Below are 19,435 nucleotides of genomic sequence, written 5' to 3'. Positions count from 1 at the left end.
TTTTATAACATAATCAATTTTGAGGAATAGCAGCACAGGTTAATTGTTGTTGCATTTGAGTCGAAGATTTATCTGCAACTAATTGAATTTTCCCTTGGGCATTACGATACCAACCAGTGGCTTGAACGAGGGTTTCTGGTAATTGAGGAATTTGTGCCTGTACTGCTTGTGTTTTCTGATATGCAGAAATATCACGGACATCAGACCAAGTGCGTAGACTATATAGCCCAGATGAGGTATCGCTCTTCACATCTTGATTAGGATTTTGCGGTATTCCCCCTCTTCCCGTAGCCACAAAACTACTACCTTGCTTGGCAGAACAACCACTGGCTATTTGTTGCGAGGGGTCGGTTATATTTACTGGCAATTCTACTAAGCCGGAGTTGGGGTCAACACCAACATTATTAATTTCTACATTGCCGTTGATACTAAATTGAGAACTCGCTGTAATATCATTCGTCAGGTTTTCCCTGGGGGTGAGAGTATCACGGAATTTTAGACCAATAATACCTTGAGTAGTGATATCAATCTTCCCACCATATCCTTGAACGGCATTAGCAATGATATCGCTATTTTCTAATCCTACTGTCACTGGTGATTTAATTGACAAATTTCCGCCATTCCCTATTCCCCTAGCTGTGGTGGAAATAAGGCTATCATGACGCATCAACAGATAATTTTGTAAGTTTAATCTGACATCCCCACCATCACCAGAAGTAGTTGATGCGCTGATACTACCTTGGTTATCGAGAAAAATTGAGTTAGCATTAATTTCCAAGTCTCCCGCACTGTTAGGTCCATCATTTTTGACAGTAACAAATGCTCCGTCTGTGACTCGTAACAAAGGGGTATTGATGGTGAGAGAGCCTGCTTTACCACTAGGAACGGCAGGAAGCCTCAGGGTCGCTTGAGTGACTGGATCGAGAATTTCGGCACTTGAGGCAATGCGTGCAGCAAGGATCGATCTACCAGCTTTACCTTTAACATCTACCGATTCTGAAGCATTAACTATCACACTACCTGCTGCACCCGAAGCCACTGTGCTAGACCCTAATATGCCACTGTCTCGAATCAATAATCTAGATGTATTGATTAAAGTGCTACCGGAATCTCCTGTGTTACTAGCCGATGAAATTATTGAACTTGATAATGTGGTGAAAGGGTTATTGCCAGCTATTTCGATGAGGTCTTTTGCATCTACCTGCACAACTCCAGCTTGTCCTGTACCTACGGATAAAGAACTTAGACTACCACCATTCAGAATTCTCATGTTGCCAGTTGAGACGTTAATATTACCTGCTTTGCCAGAGTTTAAAGTGATGGAGGTAATTGAACTTGAAACGACTGGATTGGTGTGAATAAATCCATCAACTTCGATCGCACCTGTGACATTAGCTGTAATATTACCACCAGCTATTGGTGTAAAAGTCCAGTTATGGATATTTGCCCCATCTTTCAGGAATAACTGCTCGGCAGAAAGATTGATATCTCCTGTTGGTGTGATGCCTAAGTTGTCGATTTGGATAAAACTGTTTAATTTGCCATCGGATGTATTGCCACTGAGGCTAATAGTTCCAGTGGCTTTGACAGTAATGCCCTGGGAAGGTTGTTTAAACCCAAAGTTTTGCAGCAATGCAGCAGAACCTTCTCTGAAGCTAATATTCCGTCCTTGTAATTGAATCGAGCCACCGCTACCACTAGCATCTAACAAAGATTGTTGTGCTAAATTAATGGGGTGCGACTCTTTTAGTAGTACAAGGTATGGTATAAGAGTAATAGGAGACAAGTCAACCAGAGTAATGTTTCAGTGCAAAAATGAAACAGATGCATCCTTGCTTGTCAAAAGATAAAAACGGGAATAAGTACGGACGTATGCAAGCATCTAGATCAAATCCAGGGATGTTTTGGGAAGAAGCACGAGAACTATTTGAAGAAATAGTTGGTTGGCTGGACTCAGATAGTATTTGTGGGTTGGAGCATGGAGAAATAGAAAGTAAGTTGCTTGATAATGGATATGAACTACTTAGAAGGCTGTTACAAGGATACTTTGATAAGCGTAGCCAAGACGAAACGGATTCTGAGTGGGTAGGAAAAGACCAAGCCAAGCGAACGCACAAGAAAAAATTGTCAAGGAAATTAACAACAATATTTGGCACAGTAATCGCAAACCGAATCGGTTACGGAGGTAGAAAGATAAACACCCTATTTCCATTAGATGCAGAGCTAAACCTACCAGCAGAACAATATTCTCACGGATTAAGACAACGAGTAGCAGTGGAAGTAGCTCGTTCAGGATTTAGGGAAACAGTGGATATTATCGAAAAAACAACAGCAGCCAAAATTGGTAAACGGCAAGCAGAAGAACTAGCGTACCAGAGCGCTGTCGATTTTGATGATTTCTACACATATCAACAGGCAGAAGCGGTACAAGTTGAGGAAATAGGAGAAATTGTTTGTAATCAGTGCAGATGGGAAAGGTGTGATTGTGAGCCATCGACACGGGCTGTGCCCAGTGTCGAAGTGGCGGTGCGTACAGAGGATTTACGTCCCCAAACCCAAAACGAGCGCAAGCTTCCAGCAAGAAGTTAGATAAGCGTTTAACCAAAGGAGAAAAGCCAATGCCAAACGAATGGCAACGGTAGCTTCAGTTTACACAATCAACCCGTTTGTTCGTACAGTTGAGCAAATAGTTAACCCATCCGATGAGGATAAGAAAATAAAGCGTCCTAAACCTATTGGAAAAAGGGTTTGGGCTTCTGTTGCCAAGGAACCAGAAGTCGTCATTAAAGAGGCTTTCGATGAGGCATTGCATCGTGATCCAGATCGGCTAAAAACGCTTTTGTGCCTTGGTCGATGGTAATAAGCAACAATTATCGTTGATGAAGAAATTTACCAAAAAACATCACCTCGAACTGACTATTGTCCTGGATATTATCCATGTGATTGAGTATTTGTGGAAAGCAGCATTTGTATTTTATTCCAGTACGGATAAACAAGCCGAAGCCTGGGTTACGAAACGTTTGAAGTCTATCCTTGAGGGGAAATCCAGTGATGTTGCTTCTGGGATGCGAACAAGCGCGACAAAACGTAAACTCACACCCCAAGAACGCAAACCTGTGGATAACTGTGCCAGATATTTGCTCAACAACCGCGAATATCTCAAATACCATGATTATTTAAAAGCTGGGTTGCCAATTGCTACCGGAGTTATCGAAGGTGCTTGCCGTCATCTGATTAAAGATCGGATGGATATTACTGGTGCCAGATGGAGTCTAGCTGGTGCCGAGGCTGTTTTACGGCTTCGTTCTTTGTATATTAGCGGGGATTGGCATAAGTATTGGCGCTTCCATTTACACCAAGAGCATAAACGCAATCATCTTGCTCTGTATCAAGGTGCAATTCCCTTGATGAAGCGAGTTGCTAAAGCCCGTTGCCCTATTACCCCTTCACCCCTTCCAATACCTGTCTAAACTACATTTCCTATCTTACTAAAAGATCCGCACCCAAATTAATGTCTTGGAATTGCTTGATTGCTGAATAATCTGCGACTAATCCCATGGAAGTGGAGTTGAGTCTGACTAACCCATCGCTAACACTACCCACTTCCAGATGCCCACCGCCATTCGTTGTCACAATACCACCAGAAAGATTCACACCTGAGCCAATTAGTGCCAGAGTATTACCTGCGTTGACTTGTAGCCCGATGGGATTGTTGCGGCGATCGGCAGGAGCAAAAAAATCAGCAGTTATACTATGCCCAGTCCCTTGTACAGTTATATTTCCTGTGTTTTGTCCCAACTGTAAACCGATGGGAATACTTATAGTCAGCAATGGTATCGCACTGGGATTAGTTGCACTAAATTCCACTCCATCGGCAAACTTAATACTATTCGCCGTTGTTCCTACAAATGACCCACCAATATTCAAGCTGGCATTTTGTCCAAATATAATCCCACTGGGATTGAGCAAAAATAAATTTGCGCTACCGTTTGCCTGAATTAAACCATCAATATTAGAAATGCTGCCACCAGTGACACGACTAAAAATATTTTGAATGTCTGAAGTGTTGTTGAAGAATGCAGAACCTTTGCTGGGAATAGAAAATTGCCTGAAACTGTGAAATAAATTATTACCAACCCGATTTCCCTCAGTGATGGTGAAGTTGTTACCATTTTCTAAGACGGTTGTTTTCAAAGTTGCATCGGGAATTACTTGAGCGTTAACCGAAGTGCTGTAAATCCCACAGGCTAATACTCCACTAATTAAACCAAAGCTAGCCCAAGTTACTTTCATCAGCCCATCTCCGTTTTGTCCTATGTATATAGGTTTCCCGAAAAGGCATTTTTTATAACATTAGGACTTACGCACTGTACAAACTAGTCATGGTATGATTTAACCGAAATAGCTTCTTTCAGACTTTGACCAATTATGTTTTTACCAATAAATTAACCGTGAGGTAGGAGTTTAGCAATGCTCAACCCCTACGAGAAATATGGTTTTTCCGCAATATATATTTGTTTTCTGTCAATGCGTAAGTTCTAAACATAATCAATTTTGAGGAATTGCAGCACAGGTTAATTGTTGTACTTGGTTAGAAGATTTATCGGCAACTAACTCAATTTTTCCCTGTACATTACGATACCAACCAGTAGCTTGAACGAGGGTTTCTGGTAATTGAGGAATTTCTGCTTGTATTGGTTGTGTTTTTCGATATGTGGAGATGTCACGGGTATCAGACCAAGTGCGTAGGCTATATAGCCCAGCGGAGGTATCGCTCCTCACATCTTGACTAGGATTTTGCGGTATTCCTCCTCTTCCTGTTGCTACAAAACTACTACCTTGATTGGCAGAACAACCACTAGCAATTTGTTGGGATGGATCGGTAACATTCGACGGTAATTCGACTAAACCAGAATTGGGGTCAACACCAATATTATTGATTTGCACCGTACCACTAACACCAAATTGAGAACTTGCAGTAATATCACTTTTCTCCGTGGTTTGCGGACGGAATTTTAACCCTAAGATACCTTGAGTATTAATCTGGATATTTCCACCACTTCCTCGCACCGCATTGGCAACGATATCGCTATCTTCATCAGGAAGCGCTACCACAACTCCAGCAGTAATATCAATATTTCCCCCTGTGGAAGTACCAGTGGCATTAGTTGTAATATTACTGCCACGACGTAACAGCAAAACATCATTTGCTTGGAGGTTAATGTTGCCTTGGCTGCCTCCTTTGACTTCCGAACGCAGACTGGCTTTATTATCGAGGTAAATATTATTGGCTGTAATATTCAAATTACCTGCATCCCCAGTTCCCGTATTGCTCACGGTAACTTCCGCAGAATCGCGTACTTTTACTGTATCAGATGTAATATTTACCGTTCCGGCGTTAAAGTTAGTTGTCGAAGATGCTGCGATCGCACTGGGTAATTGACTACCATTAACTGAATTTTTGGAAGTTCCTTGGACATCTATGTTTTGGATATCGAGGTTAATATTACCAGCATTTCCCTGACCGAAACTACCACTTACGATCAGTCCACCATCAAAAACCCGCAGGTTATCTGCCGTCATCTGAATATTACCACCTTGACCAACTCCATCTTTACCCACAGCAACAGTGATACCACTAACTGTACCGCTCAAACTATCAATAACCGGGTCGCTGACTTCGACATTTTTTGCCTGAATCTTGATATTTCCAGCCTCACCACTTCCTGCTAAAGCACTAGAAATTGTCCCACCATCAGAGAGAGTCAAGTGTCCAGTATTGATCGAAATATTACCACCTTGACCTCTTGCAAGAGGTTGAATTGAACTGATAACAGCACTGGTTATTCCACCGGATGTAACTCCGGATATTTCTAGACTTTCAGAGGCTTTAATTGCAATCTCTCCTGACTTACCACTAGCATTACTAAGTACATCAGCAGAAATACGACCACCTTCAAGTAAACTAATTCGATCTGCATCGATCGAAATTTTGCCACTCTCGTTATTCTCTCCAACTTGAATTAAAGTAGTAATTGCACTAGGTTGAATAGTACCGATAAAATCGGGAAAAGGATTGTATCCTCTAACTTCGACATTTGAAGCTTTAATATTAATATTTCCAGTGCGAGAATTATTGCCTATTATGGGTTGTCCAGTCAGAAAGTCAAAACCGAATGTCATAATCGACTGAAGCCAAGCTCCATTCGCTAGTCGCAAATCCTTTGTTTCCATAGTCACATCCCCAGCCCTACCTCCATCACCAAATACACTGGTGAAAAGTCCTGGAGTTGTGTAGTGCGTTGCTTCTGATACTCCCAACAAGTCTACAAATTCGGTCGTCTTAACCGTAATTCCTCCCCCTTTCCCAAAAGAGCCAGTCGCAGAAGAAATCCCCGAACCTTCTTGCAGAGTCAAACCTCGACCGCGAATATTAACCGCTCCTCCATTTAACCCAGTAGTATCAATTAGAGAGGATTGACGTAAAGACACGTTTCCCCAATCAGCAACAACAGGACTCGTTAATTGCAACCCGGTTTGATTATTCAACCCGACTTCACCATTCCGCAGTGCCCACAATTCAAGTTGAACATCTCGAAGCGATAGAGTTGCCGCATTAATGTCAATCTCGCTACCCACAAGCGCTACAGCTTTAGCCTGGAATGATTGCCACGGTCGAAAAAAGAAGTTGGGGGCTGGTGTTCCTTGGACTTTTATCGCTCCAGCATTGGCTCCCAGTTGTAGTCCAACAGGTACACTCATTGTCAATAATGGAGGTGTTGTTGTGTCAGAGGCACTAAACTTGACCCCATCAGCAAATTTGATACTTTCGGCTGTCGTACCAACAAATGAACCGCCAATATTTAAACTGGCATTGGGACCAAACATAATCCCCGCAGGATTGAGCAAAAATAGATTAGCGCTACCATTGGCTTGAATTAAACCATCAATATTGGAAACATTACCACCTGTAACACGACTAAAAATATTCTGTATATCTGAAGCGTTGTTAAAAAATGCAGAACCTTTGCTGGGTATTGAAAACTGACTGAAACTGTGAAATAAATTATTACCAACCCGATTTCCCTCAGTAATGGTGAAGTTATTACCATTTTCTAAGACGGTTGTTTTCAAAGTTCCATCGGGAATTACTTGAGCATTAACCGAAGTGCTGCAAATCTCACAGGCTAATACTCCACTAATTAAACCAAAGCTAGCCCAAGTTACTTTCATCACCCCATCTCCGTTTTGTCCTATGTATATAGGTTTCCCGAAAAGGCGTTTTTTATAACATAATCAATTTTGAGGAATTACAGCACAGCTTAATTGTTGTACTTGCTTAAAAGATTTATCAGCAACTAACTCAATTTTTCCCTGGGCATTACGATACCAACCAGTAGCTTGAACAAGGGTTTCTAGAGATTTAGGAATTTCGGCTTGTACTGCCTGGGTTTTGCGATATGCAGAGATGTCCGAATATCCAGACCCAGTGCATAGACGTAGCCCATCCTAGACATCGCTATTTCCCTTATAATTAGAATTGAACAGTAATCGCAGCAAACATACAGTCAAATTTATGATTTCGCAAGAACAAATTACGATCGAAGTCTCGTCTGAGGTTGCACAAGCATATCGTAATGCTACAGAACAAGAACGAAAAGAATTGCAACTCAAAATTGCAACTATTATACAGTCTGAATTTCAAACAAACAGACAATCAAACATCGCAAATCTCAGAAACACAATGGATATAGCAAGTCGAGAAGCACAAAGTAAAGGGTTAACACCTGAAATCCTGGAATCGGTTTTACGTGATGACTAATCAGCGACGATTTGTTTTTGATACGAATGTGATAATTAGTGCATTTTTATTTAGTGAAAGCAAGCCTCGTCAAGCATTGGATATAGCTCAGGATATTGGTATTCTCATATTATCTAATTCTGCCTTTGCAGAGCTATAAGAAGTTTTATCTCGTCGAAAATTTGATAAGTATCTGACATTGGAAAGACGGCAGGAATTTCTAGAAAATTTTACAAAGACAGTTGATTTTATTGATGTGGAAGAGCAAATTGACAAATGTCGAGACCCAAAAGATGATAAATATTTAGAATTGGCAGTCAGTGGAAAAGCTGAGTCTATTATCACTGGAGATAATGATTTGCTGGTATTAAATCCATTTCGAGGTATTGAAATTATTACTGTTCAAGAGTTTTTGGCGAGAAACTAAGCACTAAAATTTATTTTTTCTTGCTTAATCCCAATTATTATTGAGGTTATAAAATCCTTTGATGCTCAATCTCCCGGATTTTTGACCCTTGTATGACATCCAACAACCTATTTGTATTTTTAAGCGATCGCACTCCCTGCATAATTGCGATCGCAACCTCATTCTGTGAAAATTAACTTTTGGGAACCACAGCACAAGTGAGGTTTTGCTGTATGCTCTTCGCGCAGCGTTAGCTGTAAAAGTCTTCTAGTAGGGGTAGGGAACTAGGCTGTTGACTCTGTACCTTTTTTGGGATTTCGTTCATGCAAAAAACGTGGATAGTCACGATGGCTGAAACTTGTATTTCGGTAAGGTTTTAACGAAAGATTAAACGCCATAAACAAAAGTACCAAAAATCGCCCAATTTTCAACAAAGTCAACAGCTTCGGAGAATCCCCACGTCTAGGCTGCTGCTGTTTCAGCTAAAACGGCGAATAGCTAACTGAAAAATACAGCCCATTTTCTTGGAGACTATTCTTTTCTCCCTCAACTGCCTTGAGTGGTATACCCCAATCTAAGCGTGCTGTGAAAGTGTCACCTTGTTTCCATACCAGTCCTAATCCTGTACCTACGAGCATACTTGGTGACGGATTTTTCCCGTTTTGATTCCAGCCTTTGCCAACATCAATAAAGGGTGTTAATTGTAACACTCCTCCCATTTTGGCGGCACGAAAAATTGGCAACCGAAATTCTGCGGACAATAACATGCCGTTATCTGTAAGTAACGCGTCTTGACGATAGCCGCGTACACTTTGTCCACCTAAACCAAATTGCTCTAAGGGTACTAGAGAGTCTGCTGCTGCTTGCAAATCACCCTTGACTAAAAATAGAGTGTCTGGCTTTAATTGTCGTACCCATTGTGCTTGTCCTCTCCAGCTAAAAAAGCGGCTATCTGGGGCATTATCATTAACGTTGGCATCGAACCAATCTACTCCCAGACTAAATTGCGATCGCGCTGCGAAAACTTGCTTGTTACTACGTTGAGTATATTCTTGAGTAAACCGTAGGGCGGAAATTTTGGTCTTGCCATCCGCATCTGCACCAGGTGACAAGGGAAAACCTCCAATGTTGTCGATACCTAATTCTGTTTGGCTCTCTTGACGAGAGAAAGATAACCCCACAGCTAATTCCTGGGTTGGTTTCTGTATTAGTGGTTGTCGATAACTAAAGTCGTAAGATTTGCTATTTGATTGAATATCAAGGACAGTGAACGGTTTTTCAATGACATTATTCCATCCCTGGTTATAACCAAAGGATACACTTCCATTACGGGCATTCACTGGTAGGGTGTAATTGAGATTGACAGCATTACTACCATCACTATTGGCATAGCCTACACTTAGTGTATCGCCCAATCCCAGTAAATTGGCTTCTTGTAGATCTATACCTCGACGAAAACTACCCACACTAGGCGATCGTCCGTTATCTAAGGTAGTAGTTAATTTAAAAGTATCAGCTTCTTTGACTTCAACTTGTAAACTATTGGTTCCTGGACGGACTCCTGTTTGCAATTCGGCTGATAGGTTTTGGATACGGGGATCGAGTCGGATAAGTTGGAGTTTTTCCATTAAATGCGGCACATTCAAGGGTTTTCCTGCACCAAGTTGAATGCGCGATCTAATATATTTGGTGTTTAACCGTCGGTTGCCGACAATTTTGATTTCTTGAAGACTACCTTCAATTACCTGAATTTTGATTATTCCAGATTCTACTGTCTGCGGTGTAATTAAAGCACCTGTTGTCACATAACCTTTATCTGTGTAGAGCTTGGTGACAGCATCTTTAACTTGTAGCAACTCTGCAAATGTTAATTCTCGCCCTACAAAAGGGGATGTCACAGGAATAAAATCTTCTGGTTTAAATACTGTACTGCCAACAACTTCAACGCGATCGACCTTAAATTTAACATTCGGATCATCAACTGCGGGAATTTGGTTTTCTTGTGGTTGTGAAGGTGGAACTAATGGTTCTTGCTGTGACGGTTGTGGCAGTACATCCGATGGTAAGGGAGTTACAGGAGTGCGATCGCTTGGTAAAGAATTGGGATTAGAAGTTTGAGCGATCGCTTCCCCGCAGAATCCTTGCTGATGGTTGCATAGCAAAACCGCAACAATTAAACCAAATGTTATAAATTTTACATCAGGAAGAATATCTAAATAATTATTTTTTTTTTGCTCAAAGACTGAATTCATAATAGAGTTTTTAATAATAAATTGCTTCACCTGATAATCTTCTCCTTATCTGTAATTTACACGGAGGATTTAATGCTAGTAAATCTCGTCTAGCTTGATAACTGTAGTTTTCTGCAAATATTTTGAGTAGGCGCAGCCAGCCCTAATGGCTTATGCTATTCTGCAACAAGCTGCTTTATGTCTACCTTACGACCCTCCGGGAAGCCGCTACGCGTCTACGCAATGATGCAACAAAAAATCAAAACTCAAGATTTGAAAATAGATGAGGTTTAATTATTATTTATTTCGCATTCATCTAGTTAATTATTGTTATTTAAACATCTAGAATTATGATTTGATTTATTTGATTTATGTTGGCGTAGCCTGCGCTTGTGATTGTAAAATTAGGTATTTTACGATGCAAGTAGTCATACTGATATGGGTGCTTTAAAGAATAAATTTCGTTACACCTTAAATACTTAAATAGTACTGGGTTAAACTCCGCTGTTCTGAGATGCCGTGAGGCTATACAGACCCTGCTATATTTTCAATAATCAAATCATATTCCTATGGTATGTAATTATAACTATCAATATAGTGACTGTCTTTTTTTACAAATGGAACTAGAGAAAATACTGATTTATCTTCCAATCTTAAACATTTTCCACTATTTGGGTCAGAGAACTCCACAAAAAAGATGATCCAATATTGTGGAATAGGCAGCGTTCGATGGTTCCTGAGCCTGTCGGAACGAAGTGTACCGGAGGTAAAGTAGCGCTCACGCCGAAGTCTTGCCTGTTTTTGTATTAGTAACAGGCAGAGCCTAGGAACCACTCGATGACACAAAGATTGTATGAAAGAAAAGTGTCGAAATTACATCTAAGTCAACAGCAATATGCCTAAACCTTGCCGAACCTAGTTCCTAGGCTCTGTTTAACAAACTATGTTCCTAGCAGATATTTTCGATAAGAAATTTTGGTAGATCCGGTTGCAAGTTGGGCAATATAAGTTTACTGATTGTTTAAGCACTTGTATTGTGACTTATTTTTTAAAAGCTGTTATGAATCTTGGTTAATTATTTATGGCTTTCCGAATTAAACAAACTCGTTGGTTGTATGTCAGCCTCAGTGTATTAAGTTTGTGTTTAGCATTTACCATTGCATCTATCGAAGCATCTCCGGCAAATGTTTCCTCTGTCACAACACCTGTTATTTCTAGTTCCCAAGTTAGCAATGGGCTAGAGCAAGGGCGAAAACTTTACCAATCTGGACATTTTGCGGAAGCTGCGACAGCTTGGCAAACGGCAGTCCAACAGTATAATAGTCAAGGCGATCGCATAAATGAAGCTTTAAGTCTAAGTTACCTCTCACTGGCACAACAAGAGCTTAATCAATGGGAATCTGCGAATAACTCAATTGACCAAAGTTTAAAAATTTTACAAACAGTTAAACCTGCTGCCAGTGCAATTGTCTGGGCACAAATACTGAATAGCCAAGCAAATTTACAGATGCATACAGGTAGATCTGAAAGTGCGATCGCAACTTGGCAACAGGCGCAAAAATATTATGAGCAAGCTGGTGATACTACTGGAAGCATAGGTAGTCAAATAAACCAAGCACAAGCGTTACAAAGTTTAGGATTTTATCGTCGTTCTCGTCAACAATTAGAAGCATTAACCCAAAAATTGGCAACCATGCCAGACTCAGAAGTCAAAGTAGGTGGATTGCGATCGCTTGGTTTAGCTTTGCAGGCAATTGGGGATGCCAAAAGTCAGCAATTATTGGAACAAAGTTTAGTTACAGCAAATAAAATTCAATCGAAAACCCAGTTAAGCTCTATTTTTGCAAGTCTGGGAAAAAATGCTTCACATTTAAAAGATCCAGAAGCAGCATTAAATTACTTTGAAGATGCCGAAAAAGCTGCTACTAATCCCAATGAAGTATTACAAGCACGTTTAGCTCAGTTCAAGTTATTGCTGGATTATGACAAACTGGAATACGCTATACCCATCGCACCTCGATTGCTACAACAGTTAACACAACTGCCTCCCAGCCACGATTCTCTTTATACAGCAATAAATTTTGCAGCGACTGTAAATAAATTGTCAAAACCTGACCAAGTTGTACCAAGCAAAGACTTAGCACAACTTATGGCAGCTACAGTTAAGTCTGCTAATCTAATTCAGGACGCTCCCGCAGAAGCCCATGCGCTGTATCAATGGGGACAAATATATAATTACACTTCTGAGTGGAATGAGGCAAAAAAATTAGCTGATAAATCCCTGAATATTGCCCGTCAACTCCAAGCTGACGATATTATCGCTCAATCAGCATGGCAGGTAGGGAAGTTATATAAACAACAAGGTAATAGAGCAGAAGCAATTTCAGCCTATATAGAAGCTGTTAAGTCATTAAAGGCATTGCGTTCTGATTTGGTTGCCGTTAATTCCGATGTTCAATTTTCTTTTAAAGAAAGTGTGGAACCTGTTTACCGTGAGTTAGTGGGTTTACTCCTGGATGAGCAACCAAGTCAAGCAGATTTGATGCAAGCTCGTGAATTGATAGAATCTCTCCAAGTTGCTGAACTGGATAACTTTTTTCGGGAAGCATGTTTAGATAAAGCGCAGCAAATTGATAAAGTTGACCCCACCGCAGCAGTTATTTACCCGATTATTCTCCCCGATCGTTTAACAACAATTGTTTCTCAATCTGGTAAACCATTACGTTATTACGTCATCCCCAAACCTCAAGCAGAAATTGAAAAAACCCTTAGTAATTTGTTAACTGCACTCAATCCTGTTTCTGATTCTAAAGATAGGGAACGATTTACCCAAAAAATTTATGATTGGTTGATTCGTCCCGCAGAACAGGATGGAACTTTTAAAGAAACTAAAACACTAGTATTTGTGTTGGATGGAAAACTGCGAAATATACCAATGGCAGCTTTGTATGACGGTAAGCAATATTTGATTGAGAAATATGCAGTTGCCCTTTCTCCAGGATTGCAACTTATGGCTGCTCACTCATTTCAGCAAAATAAAATTAATGCGATTGTTGCTGGTATTAGCGAATCTCGTTCTGGTTTTGCGGCATTGCCTGCGGTGGAATCAGAAGTCAAGCAAATCTCCAAGTCTGTACCATCTTACTTATTACTCAACCAAAAGTTTACCAGTACAGCGTTAGGCGATCGCGTCAAATCTGGGAATGCTGATATTGTTCACTTGGCAACCCACGGACAATTTAGTTCTCGTCTCGAAGATACCTACTTACTTACGTGGGACGGACAAGTTAATGTGAAAGAATTGTCAGAACTCCTCAAAAATCGCAGCGGAGATTCATCAAAAGCGATCGAATTACTGGTACTGAGTGCTTGTGATACAGCAACTGGAGATGATCGCGCTGTCTTAGGACTAGCTGGTTTAGCTGTTAAATCTGGTGCCCGTTCCACTGTTGCCACACTTTGGCCTGTCAAAGATAAAGCAGCAGAAATGCTCATGACTAGCTTCTATCAACAACTACGGCAACCTCAAACTACTAAAGCAGAAGCTCTACGTCAGGCACAAATAGGTCTAATTCGCAAATCTGATTTCCGCGATCCGTTCTTTTGGTCTGCCTTTGTTTTAGTTGGAAACTGGATTTAGGTAAGTAATATTACGTGTGTATCTTGTTAGTAAAAAGGCAATCTTTTTGTAGCATTTCTGTTAAAAGTCGCTTATAACAGCTAATATGATCCCTATTCAGATTGGGCTGAAAATTAGAAGAAAAGAGATTTTTAAGACTAATTAGTTCAGCATATTTATAGATCAGGATTTTAGTAAAAATGGGTGAAACATCATGAAACATCGATCTTTAGTTAGTACCTTGAGCGTTATCGCTCTGGTTGCTAGCAGTGCATGGAGTAGTGCCTATGCTGTCACATTTACACCACCTCCAAAAAATAGCACTCTTAGCAGCGCAACTGGTGGAGCTTCTCGCGGCAATTTTTTTATTCCTAAAAAAGGGAATGGCGCTCCTAGTCAAACAATTGGGGGAGCTTCTCGCGGCAATTTTTTCATTCCCAAAAAAGGGAATGGCGCTCCTAGCCAAACAGTCGGAGGATCTTCTCGCGGTAATCTTTTTACTCCAGACAAGAAGAATAGCGCTCCTCAGCAGGCTAGTGCTGGCTCATCTCGTGTTGGTAATTATTACTTGAATCCTTCAAGTGCTGCGGTAACAAGTCCAGCAGCATTGATTGGGTTGATGCCACAAAGTTACTACGGAACAACTATATCCGAACGTCCCACTGTAATGGTCTATCTTCCTGCTTCTAATGCGGAAGAAGCTGTTTTTAGTATTAAGGATGAAGCTGGTAATATGCACCACCAGATAACAGTTCCTGTTTCTGGAAAATCCGGCGTTATTGCTGTCAAATTGCCAGATGATGCACCCAGTTTAGCCGTTGACAAAAATTACCAATGGTTTCTAGCGTTGAAGGTAGATGGACAACTAAGTCCAAGTACACCTTACGTTGATGGATGGATTCAACGCATCCAACCCAGTGCAGAGTTGAGCAAAGCTATGCAACAGCAAGATCCTCTCAAACAAGCAGAGGCTTTGGGAAAAAACAGCGTGTGGTACGACTGTGTAGCAACATTAGCTTCCCTTCATGCTAGCCAACCTAACAATCCGATTCTCATCAAACAGTGGGAAGAACTTCTTTCCTCAGTTAGTTTGAAAGGGATTGTCACGGCTCCCCTAGTCGCATCTACAAACTAGATGATTTTTTGCAATGCTTTAAATAGGCTGTAAATCAAATCCAAAACTTTTGTAGAAACGTAGTACTTCTACGTCTCTACATACTTATTTCATTAAAGATGTTGGTGGGAAAATTCTTCACCAATACTAACCAATATCTATCAAATGCACGGCATGTGGCAGAAAATTCGAGATTTTATTCAAAATACTAAGAGCATTTTAATTATTACTCCCAGTGTTGCTTTGACAGTAATTGTGGGACAATCTTTAGGACTTTTTAATCTGCCTGAGTGGAAACTCCGCGATCAATGGGTGCGACTCAAATCGCAACAACAAATAGCTGATGAAATTGTCATTGTTACTATCGACGAAGCTGATATCCAATCAGTGGGTAAATGGCCCGTACCAGATTGGTCATTGGCACAGCTACTGCAAAAAATCCGAATTCAACAACCCCGCGCTATTGGTTTAGATCTGTATCGTGATTTGCCAGAAGGAACTGGATATGAGAAGTTGGTGCAAATTTTCCGCACTACTCCCAATTTAATTGGGGTGGAGAAAATCACTGGTGAGCGGGTCAATCCTCCGCCAGAATTGAAAAAAAATAACCAGGTGGGATTAGCTGATTTGGTGTTAGATGGCGATCGCCATGTGCGTCGAGCCTTACTGACAGCTGAAGATGTTAAGGAAGGAGGTGTAATTAAAGCGGGATTAGCAACTCATGTGGCGCTAAAATATCTTGAAGCTGAGAAGATTACTTTAGAGTCAGTTAATGAAAAACAGCAAAAGTTTCGATTGGGTAAGGCTATTTATGAACCGCTAAAAGATCAAGAAGCTGGTTATGGTGATAATGATATTGGAGGTTATCAAGTTCTCCTCAACTGGCATGGTTCAGAAACCGCATTTCGTCAAGTTTCCATGCGCGATGTGTTGGCAGGAAAAGTACCCGCAGATTTAATGCGCGATCGCATGGTGCTTATAGGCTCTATTGCTTCTAGTACTAATGACTTTTTTAGTACCCCTTTCAGTTCCTCCTTCACGTCTGATCAAAAAGCAACACCCGGTGTGGTTATACATGCCAATATTGCTCTTCAATTGGTACGGGGGGCAAAAATGGAGAAAATAAACCTTCGCGGCATTTATGGCATCCATTCATTGCTGTGGATTTTTGCTTGGTCTGTTATTGGCTCTGCTGGTAGTTGGCGGTTAGCTACTATAAAGATTAAATATAAGATTCCTGGCGGTAAGATTCTCTGGACAACTGTGGCTCTGAGTGTGGCGTTGGTGGGGGGTTCCTATTGGATATTTTTGAATGGGGTTCTAATTCCTGTAATACCAGCTTTGGTTGTATTTATTGGCAGTGTGATTGCAACAACCAACGTCTACAAACAACAACAACTAGAATATGCAAACCGTGTATTGGAAATTACAAATGAGCTACTGTTAGATTACTCCAAAACCTTGGAAACTAAGGTGGAAGAAAGAACTCACGAACTACTACAAGCAAAACAAGCTGCCGATACTGCCAATCAAGCTAAAAGTGAGTTTCTTGCTAATATGAGCCACGAACTACGTACACCCTTAAATGGGATACTCGGTTTTGCTCAAGTTTTGGAAGCTTCTCCCAACTTGACTGAGAAAAATCAGGAAGGAGTTAGCGTTATCTATCAATGCGGTTCCCACCTGTTAATGTTGATTAATGATATTCTTGACCTTTCAAAAATTGAAGCCCGCAAACTTGAATTAGTTTACAGTAGCTTACATTTGCCAACTTTTTTACACGGTGTGACAGAAATTTGTGGGATTCGTGCCCAACAGAAAGGAATTGACTTTAAAATCTTAATTAGCGATCGCTTACCCACCACAATTGAAGCAGATGAAAAGCGACTGCGACAAGTTTTAATTAATTTGCTTGGCAATGCGATTAAGTTTACTGATCGCGGTGCTGTCACTTTTAAAGTTGAGCTATTAGAAACTATCCAAGAATCAAATCAATTCCCCCTTGCTAAACTTCGCTTCCAAATAGAAGATACAGGGGTTGGAATGTCACCTGAGCATATAGAAAAAATATTTTTGCCTTTTGAACAGGTAGGTGAACTGGGACAGCGTTCTGAAGGTACTGGTTTAGGATTAACCATCAGTCAAAGAATAGCTGTATTGATGGATAGTCAAATTCAAGTACAAAGTATCTCAGGTGAAGGTAGCGTTTTTTGGCTAGATGTGACGGTTCCGGCACTACTTTCCCCTGATTGGCATTTAGAAAAAAATCCTTCAAAGCAGGGGCAAATTATTGGCATTCAAGGTAATGCACCTAGGATTCTGATTGTTGATGATGAGCATCATCATCGTTTGATGTTAACTAGCTTGTTGGAGGAAATAGGTTGTGTGGTTCAAGAAGCTGCTGATGGTAAGCAGGGATTGCAAGTAGCCAGCGAAGTTAAACCCGACGTGATTTTACTCGATTTAGCCATGCCTAATATGGATGGATTTGAGTTTATGGTTCACTTACAAGCGAATTCTCAAACTAGTAATATTCCAATTATTGTTTCTAGTGCCAATGTCTTTGAAGAAAATCGTCAACAAAGTTTACAGGCAGGTGCCGCAGCTTTTATACCCAAACCACTTCAAAGAGCCGAACTGTTGGATGCATTACGTTCGTTGCTAAAAGTTGACTGGAGTTACACAGAATCTCACACAAAACCTGCCCCGCAACCCACAACACAAAAGGAACAAATTGCTGCCAATGATCAATTAGTTCTGCCATCTCCAGAGATTTTACAACAACTGTATCATTTGGCAATGATGGGAGATATCCCGACTATTGAAGAAATCTTAAAAATCCAAATAGAGAACAATAAGCAACTTGTTCCCTTTGCTGCTGAGTTAACTAAACTTACTATTAATTTTCAAACTGTAAAAATACGTAATTTTATCAAGTCTTTAGTGGCTGAGGAAACAGTAAAATGATTGCAAGCGTTGTTGTTAAACCAATATTTATTCTTGTAGTTGATGATAATCCTAACAATTTGAAAGTGCTGTCAGAAGCCATCCAGGGACATAGTTGGAAAGTACTGATGGCAACAGATGGAGAGTCAGCAATTGAACAAGCGGAATACGCTCATCCAGATTTAATTATCTTAGATGTGATGATGCCTGGTATTGATGGTTTTGAAACTTGTCGGAGATTAAAAGCTAACTTGAATACTCAGCATATTCCAGTTATTTTTATGACAGCCTTATCTGATGCTTTGGATAAAGTTAAAGGGTTAGAAATTGGGGCTGTTGATTATATTACCAAACCTTTTCAGCAGGAAGAGGTTATTGCCAGATTAAAACTACATCTAAAAATTTCCCATCTTACCCGTACCCTGGAACAACGAGTGCAAGAACGCACCACAGAGTTGACTGAATCTCTACAGCAGTTACAGCAAACTCAATTGCAGATGATTCAAAGCGAGAAAATGTCCGCATTGGGTAATTTGGTGGCAGGGATTGCTCACGAAATGAATAATCCCCTTGGGTTTATTGCTGCGACTCTCAAACAAGCAAAACCAAATATCGGTGATATTATTGATCATTTGAAACTGTATCAGGAAAGCTTACCAAATCCCGGTGAAGAAATTATCAATCACGCGGAAGAAGTTGATTTAGATTATTCTATAGAAGACTTACCTAAAATGATTGATTCCATGATGATGGCTTGCGATCGCATTAAGACTATCAGCACCAGTTTACGGACTTTTTCTCGGGCAGATCGAGATTATAAGCAGCCATTCAATATCCATGAAGGGATTGATAGTACAATTTTAATCCTCAAACATCGCCTGAAAGCAAACGAACTACGTCCAGCAATTGATGTTTTTACAGAGTATGGAAATATACCTCAAGTTGATTGTTTTCCGGGTCAATTAAACCAAGTATTTATGAATATTCTGGCAAATGCAATTGATGCTCTAGACGACTCTAACTCAGGTAAAACCTTCGAGGATATTACAGCTAATCCCAATCAAATTAGAATTACAACACTGGTTGCCGATCAAACAGTACAAATTATCATTGCAGATAATGGTATAGGTATGACCCAGGAAGTCAAACAACGTATATTTGACAACTTGTTTACAACCAAAGGTGTAAATAAAGGTACAGGTTTAGGGCTTGCCATCGCTCAACAAATTATCATCGATAAACACGATGGGCAGATAGATTGTTTGTCAGCGTCAGGAGAGGGAACCAAGTTTATTATTACTCTGCCAATTTAACTTTG

Annotated in this window: 9 protein-coding genes and 3 pseudogenes; 8 read left to right on the top strand and 4 right to left on the bottom strand. The window is 40.5% G+C overall.

Annotation, left to right across the window (positions count from 1 at the left end):
* Positions 1-13 precede the first annotated feature (13 nt).
* Positions 14-1,786, bottom strand: a complete 1,773-nt coding sequence (locus CAL6303_RS17340; protein WP_015199114.1) for a beta strand repeat-containing protein — start codon at positions 1,784-1,786, stop codon at positions 14-16.
* A gap of 29 nt (positions 1,787-1,815) precedes the next feature.
* On the opposite strand from CAL6303_RS17340, the pseudogene CAL6303_RS17335 reads away from it, so the two are divergent.
* Positions 1,816-3,470 (top strand): annotated as a pseudogene (locus CAL6303_RS17335) (ISKra4-like element ISCasp2 family transposase).
* Between the two features lie 34 nt (positions 3,471-3,504).
* On the opposite strand, the pseudogene CAL6303_RS17330 reads toward CAL6303_RS17335, so the two are convergent.
* Together CAL6303_RS17330 and CAL6303_RS17325 are read right to left on the bottom strand one after the other, a co-directional pair.
* Positions 3,505-4,293, bottom strand: a pseudogene (locus CAL6303_RS17330) (filamentous hemagglutinin N-terminal domain-containing protein); the annotation flags it as partial.
* 255 nt (positions 4,294-4,548) lie between these two features.
* Positions 4,549-7,233 carry a beta strand repeat-containing protein gene (locus CAL6303_RS17325; RefSeq protein WP_015199112.1) on the bottom strand — a complete coding sequence of 895 codons (2,685 nt, stop codon included), beginning with the start codon at positions 7,231-7,233 and terminating at the stop codon, positions 4,549-4,551.
* A 343-nt stretch (positions 7,234-7,576) separates the two neighbouring features.
* On the opposite strand from CAL6303_RS17325, the gene CAL6303_RS17320 reads away from it, so the two are divergent.
* The 3 genes and pseudogenes from CAL6303_RS17320 to CAL6303_RS31215 form a co-directional block, all read left to right on the top strand.
* The gene (locus CAL6303_RS17320) at positions 7,577-7,822 is read left to right on the top strand and encodes a hypothetical protein (RefSeq protein WP_015199111.1); all 246 of its coding nucleotides are present in this window, start codon (positions 7,577-7,579) and stop codon (positions 7,820-7,822) included.
* The gene (locus CAL6303_RS31220) at positions 7,815-7,961 is read left to right on the top strand and encodes a PIN domain-containing protein (protein ID WP_238993710.1); all 147 of its coding nucleotides are present in this window, start codon (positions 7,815-7,817) and stop codon (positions 7,959-7,961) included. The genes CAL6303_RS17320 and CAL6303_RS31220 overlap by 8 nt, the downstream gene beginning before the upstream one ends.
* A gap of 15 nt (positions 7,962-7,976) precedes the next feature.
* A pseudogene (locus CAL6303_RS31215) lies at positions 7,977-8,228 on the top strand (putative toxin-antitoxin system toxin component, PIN family); the annotation flags it as partial.
* 461 nt (positions 8,229-8,689) lie between these two features.
* Here CAL6303_RS31215 and CAL6303_RS17310 read toward each other — a convergent pair.
* Positions 8,690-10,459 (bottom strand): ShlB/FhaC/HecB family hemolysin secretion/activation protein, encoded by a 1,770-nt coding sequence (locus CAL6303_RS17310; RefSeq protein ID WP_051036692.1) that lies wholly within the window; start codon positions 10,457-10,459, stop codon positions 8,690-8,692.
* A 1,060-nt stretch (positions 10,460-11,519) separates the two neighbouring features.
* Between CAL6303_RS17310 and CAL6303_RS17305 the strand changes: the two genes are divergently transcribed.
* The 4 genes from CAL6303_RS17305 to CAL6303_RS17290 all read left to right on the top strand — a co-directional run bounded on the left by CAL6303_RS17305 (position 11,520) and on the right by CAL6303_RS17290 (position 19,430).
* Complete coding sequence (locus tag CAL6303_RS17305; protein WP_015199109.1) at positions 11,520-14,078, top strand: CHAT domain-containing protein; 2,559 nt, start codon at positions 11,520-11,522, stop codon at positions 14,076-14,078.
* Positions 14,079-14,271: 193 nt separating this feature from the next.
* The gene (locus CAL6303_RS17300; protein WP_015199108.1) at positions 14,272-15,192 is read left to right on the top strand and encodes a DUF928 domain-containing protein; all 921 of its coding nucleotides are present in this window, start codon (positions 14,272-14,274) and stop codon (positions 15,190-15,192) included.
* Positions 15,193-15,345: 153 nt separating this feature from the next.
* Positions 15,346-18,138 carry a CHASE2 domain-containing protein gene (locus CAL6303_RS17295; RefSeq protein WP_041739722.1) on the top strand — a complete coding sequence of 931 codons (2,793 nt, stop codon included), beginning with the start codon at positions 15,346-15,348 and terminating at the stop codon, positions 18,136-18,138.
* Positions 18,135-19,430, top strand: a complete 1,296-nt coding sequence (locus tag CAL6303_RS17290) for a sensor histidine kinase (RefSeq protein WP_015199106.1) — start codon at positions 18,135-18,137, stop codon at positions 19,428-19,430. Before CAL6303_RS17295 ends, CAL6303_RS17290 begins: the two co-directional genes overlap by 4 nt.
* Positions 19,431-19,435: the final 5 nt, after the last annotated feature.

Origin of the sequence: Calothrix sp. PCC 6303, assembly GCF_000317435.1 — a bacterium.
In the GTDB taxonomy this organism is placed as follows: domain Bacteria; phylum Cyanobacteriota; class Cyanobacteriia; order Cyanobacteriales; family Nostocaceae; genus PCC-6303.
Note: the sequence above shows the minus strand (reverse complement) of the source record. Positions and strands in the feature narration are given on the sequence as shown.

Coding starts and splice junctions, on each gene's coding strand:
- CAL6303_RS17290 (WP_015199106.1), top strand. CDS start 18,135: ATGATTGCAAGCGTTGTTGTTAAACCAATATTTATTCTTGTAGTTGAT.
- CAL6303_RS17320 (WP_015199111.1), top strand. CDS start 7,577: ATGATTTCGCAAGAACAAATTACGATCGAAGTCTCGTCTGAGGTTGCA.
- CAL6303_RS31220 (WP_238993710.1), top strand. CDS start 7,815: ATGACTAATCAGCGACGATTTGTTTTTGATACGAATGTGATAATTAGT.
- CAL6303_RS17325 (WP_015199112.1), bottom strand. CDS start 7,233: ATGAAAGTAACTTGGGCTAGCTTTGGTTTAATTAGTGGAGTATTAGCC.
- CAL6303_RS17310 (WP_051036692.1), bottom strand. CDS start 10,459: ATGAATTCAGTCTTTGAGCAAAAAAAAAATAATTATTTAGATATTCTT.
- CAL6303_RS17295 (WP_041739722.1), top strand. CDS start 15,346: ATGTGGCAGAAAATTCGAGATTTTATTCAAAATACTAAGAGCATTTTA.
- CAL6303_RS17300 (WP_015199108.1), top strand. CDS start 14,272: ATGAAACATCGATCTTTAGTTAGTACCTTGAGCGTTATCGCTCTGGTT.
- CAL6303_RS17305 (WP_015199109.1), top strand. CDS start 11,520: ATGGCTTTCCGAATTAAACAAACTCGTTGGTTGTATGTCAGCCTCAGT.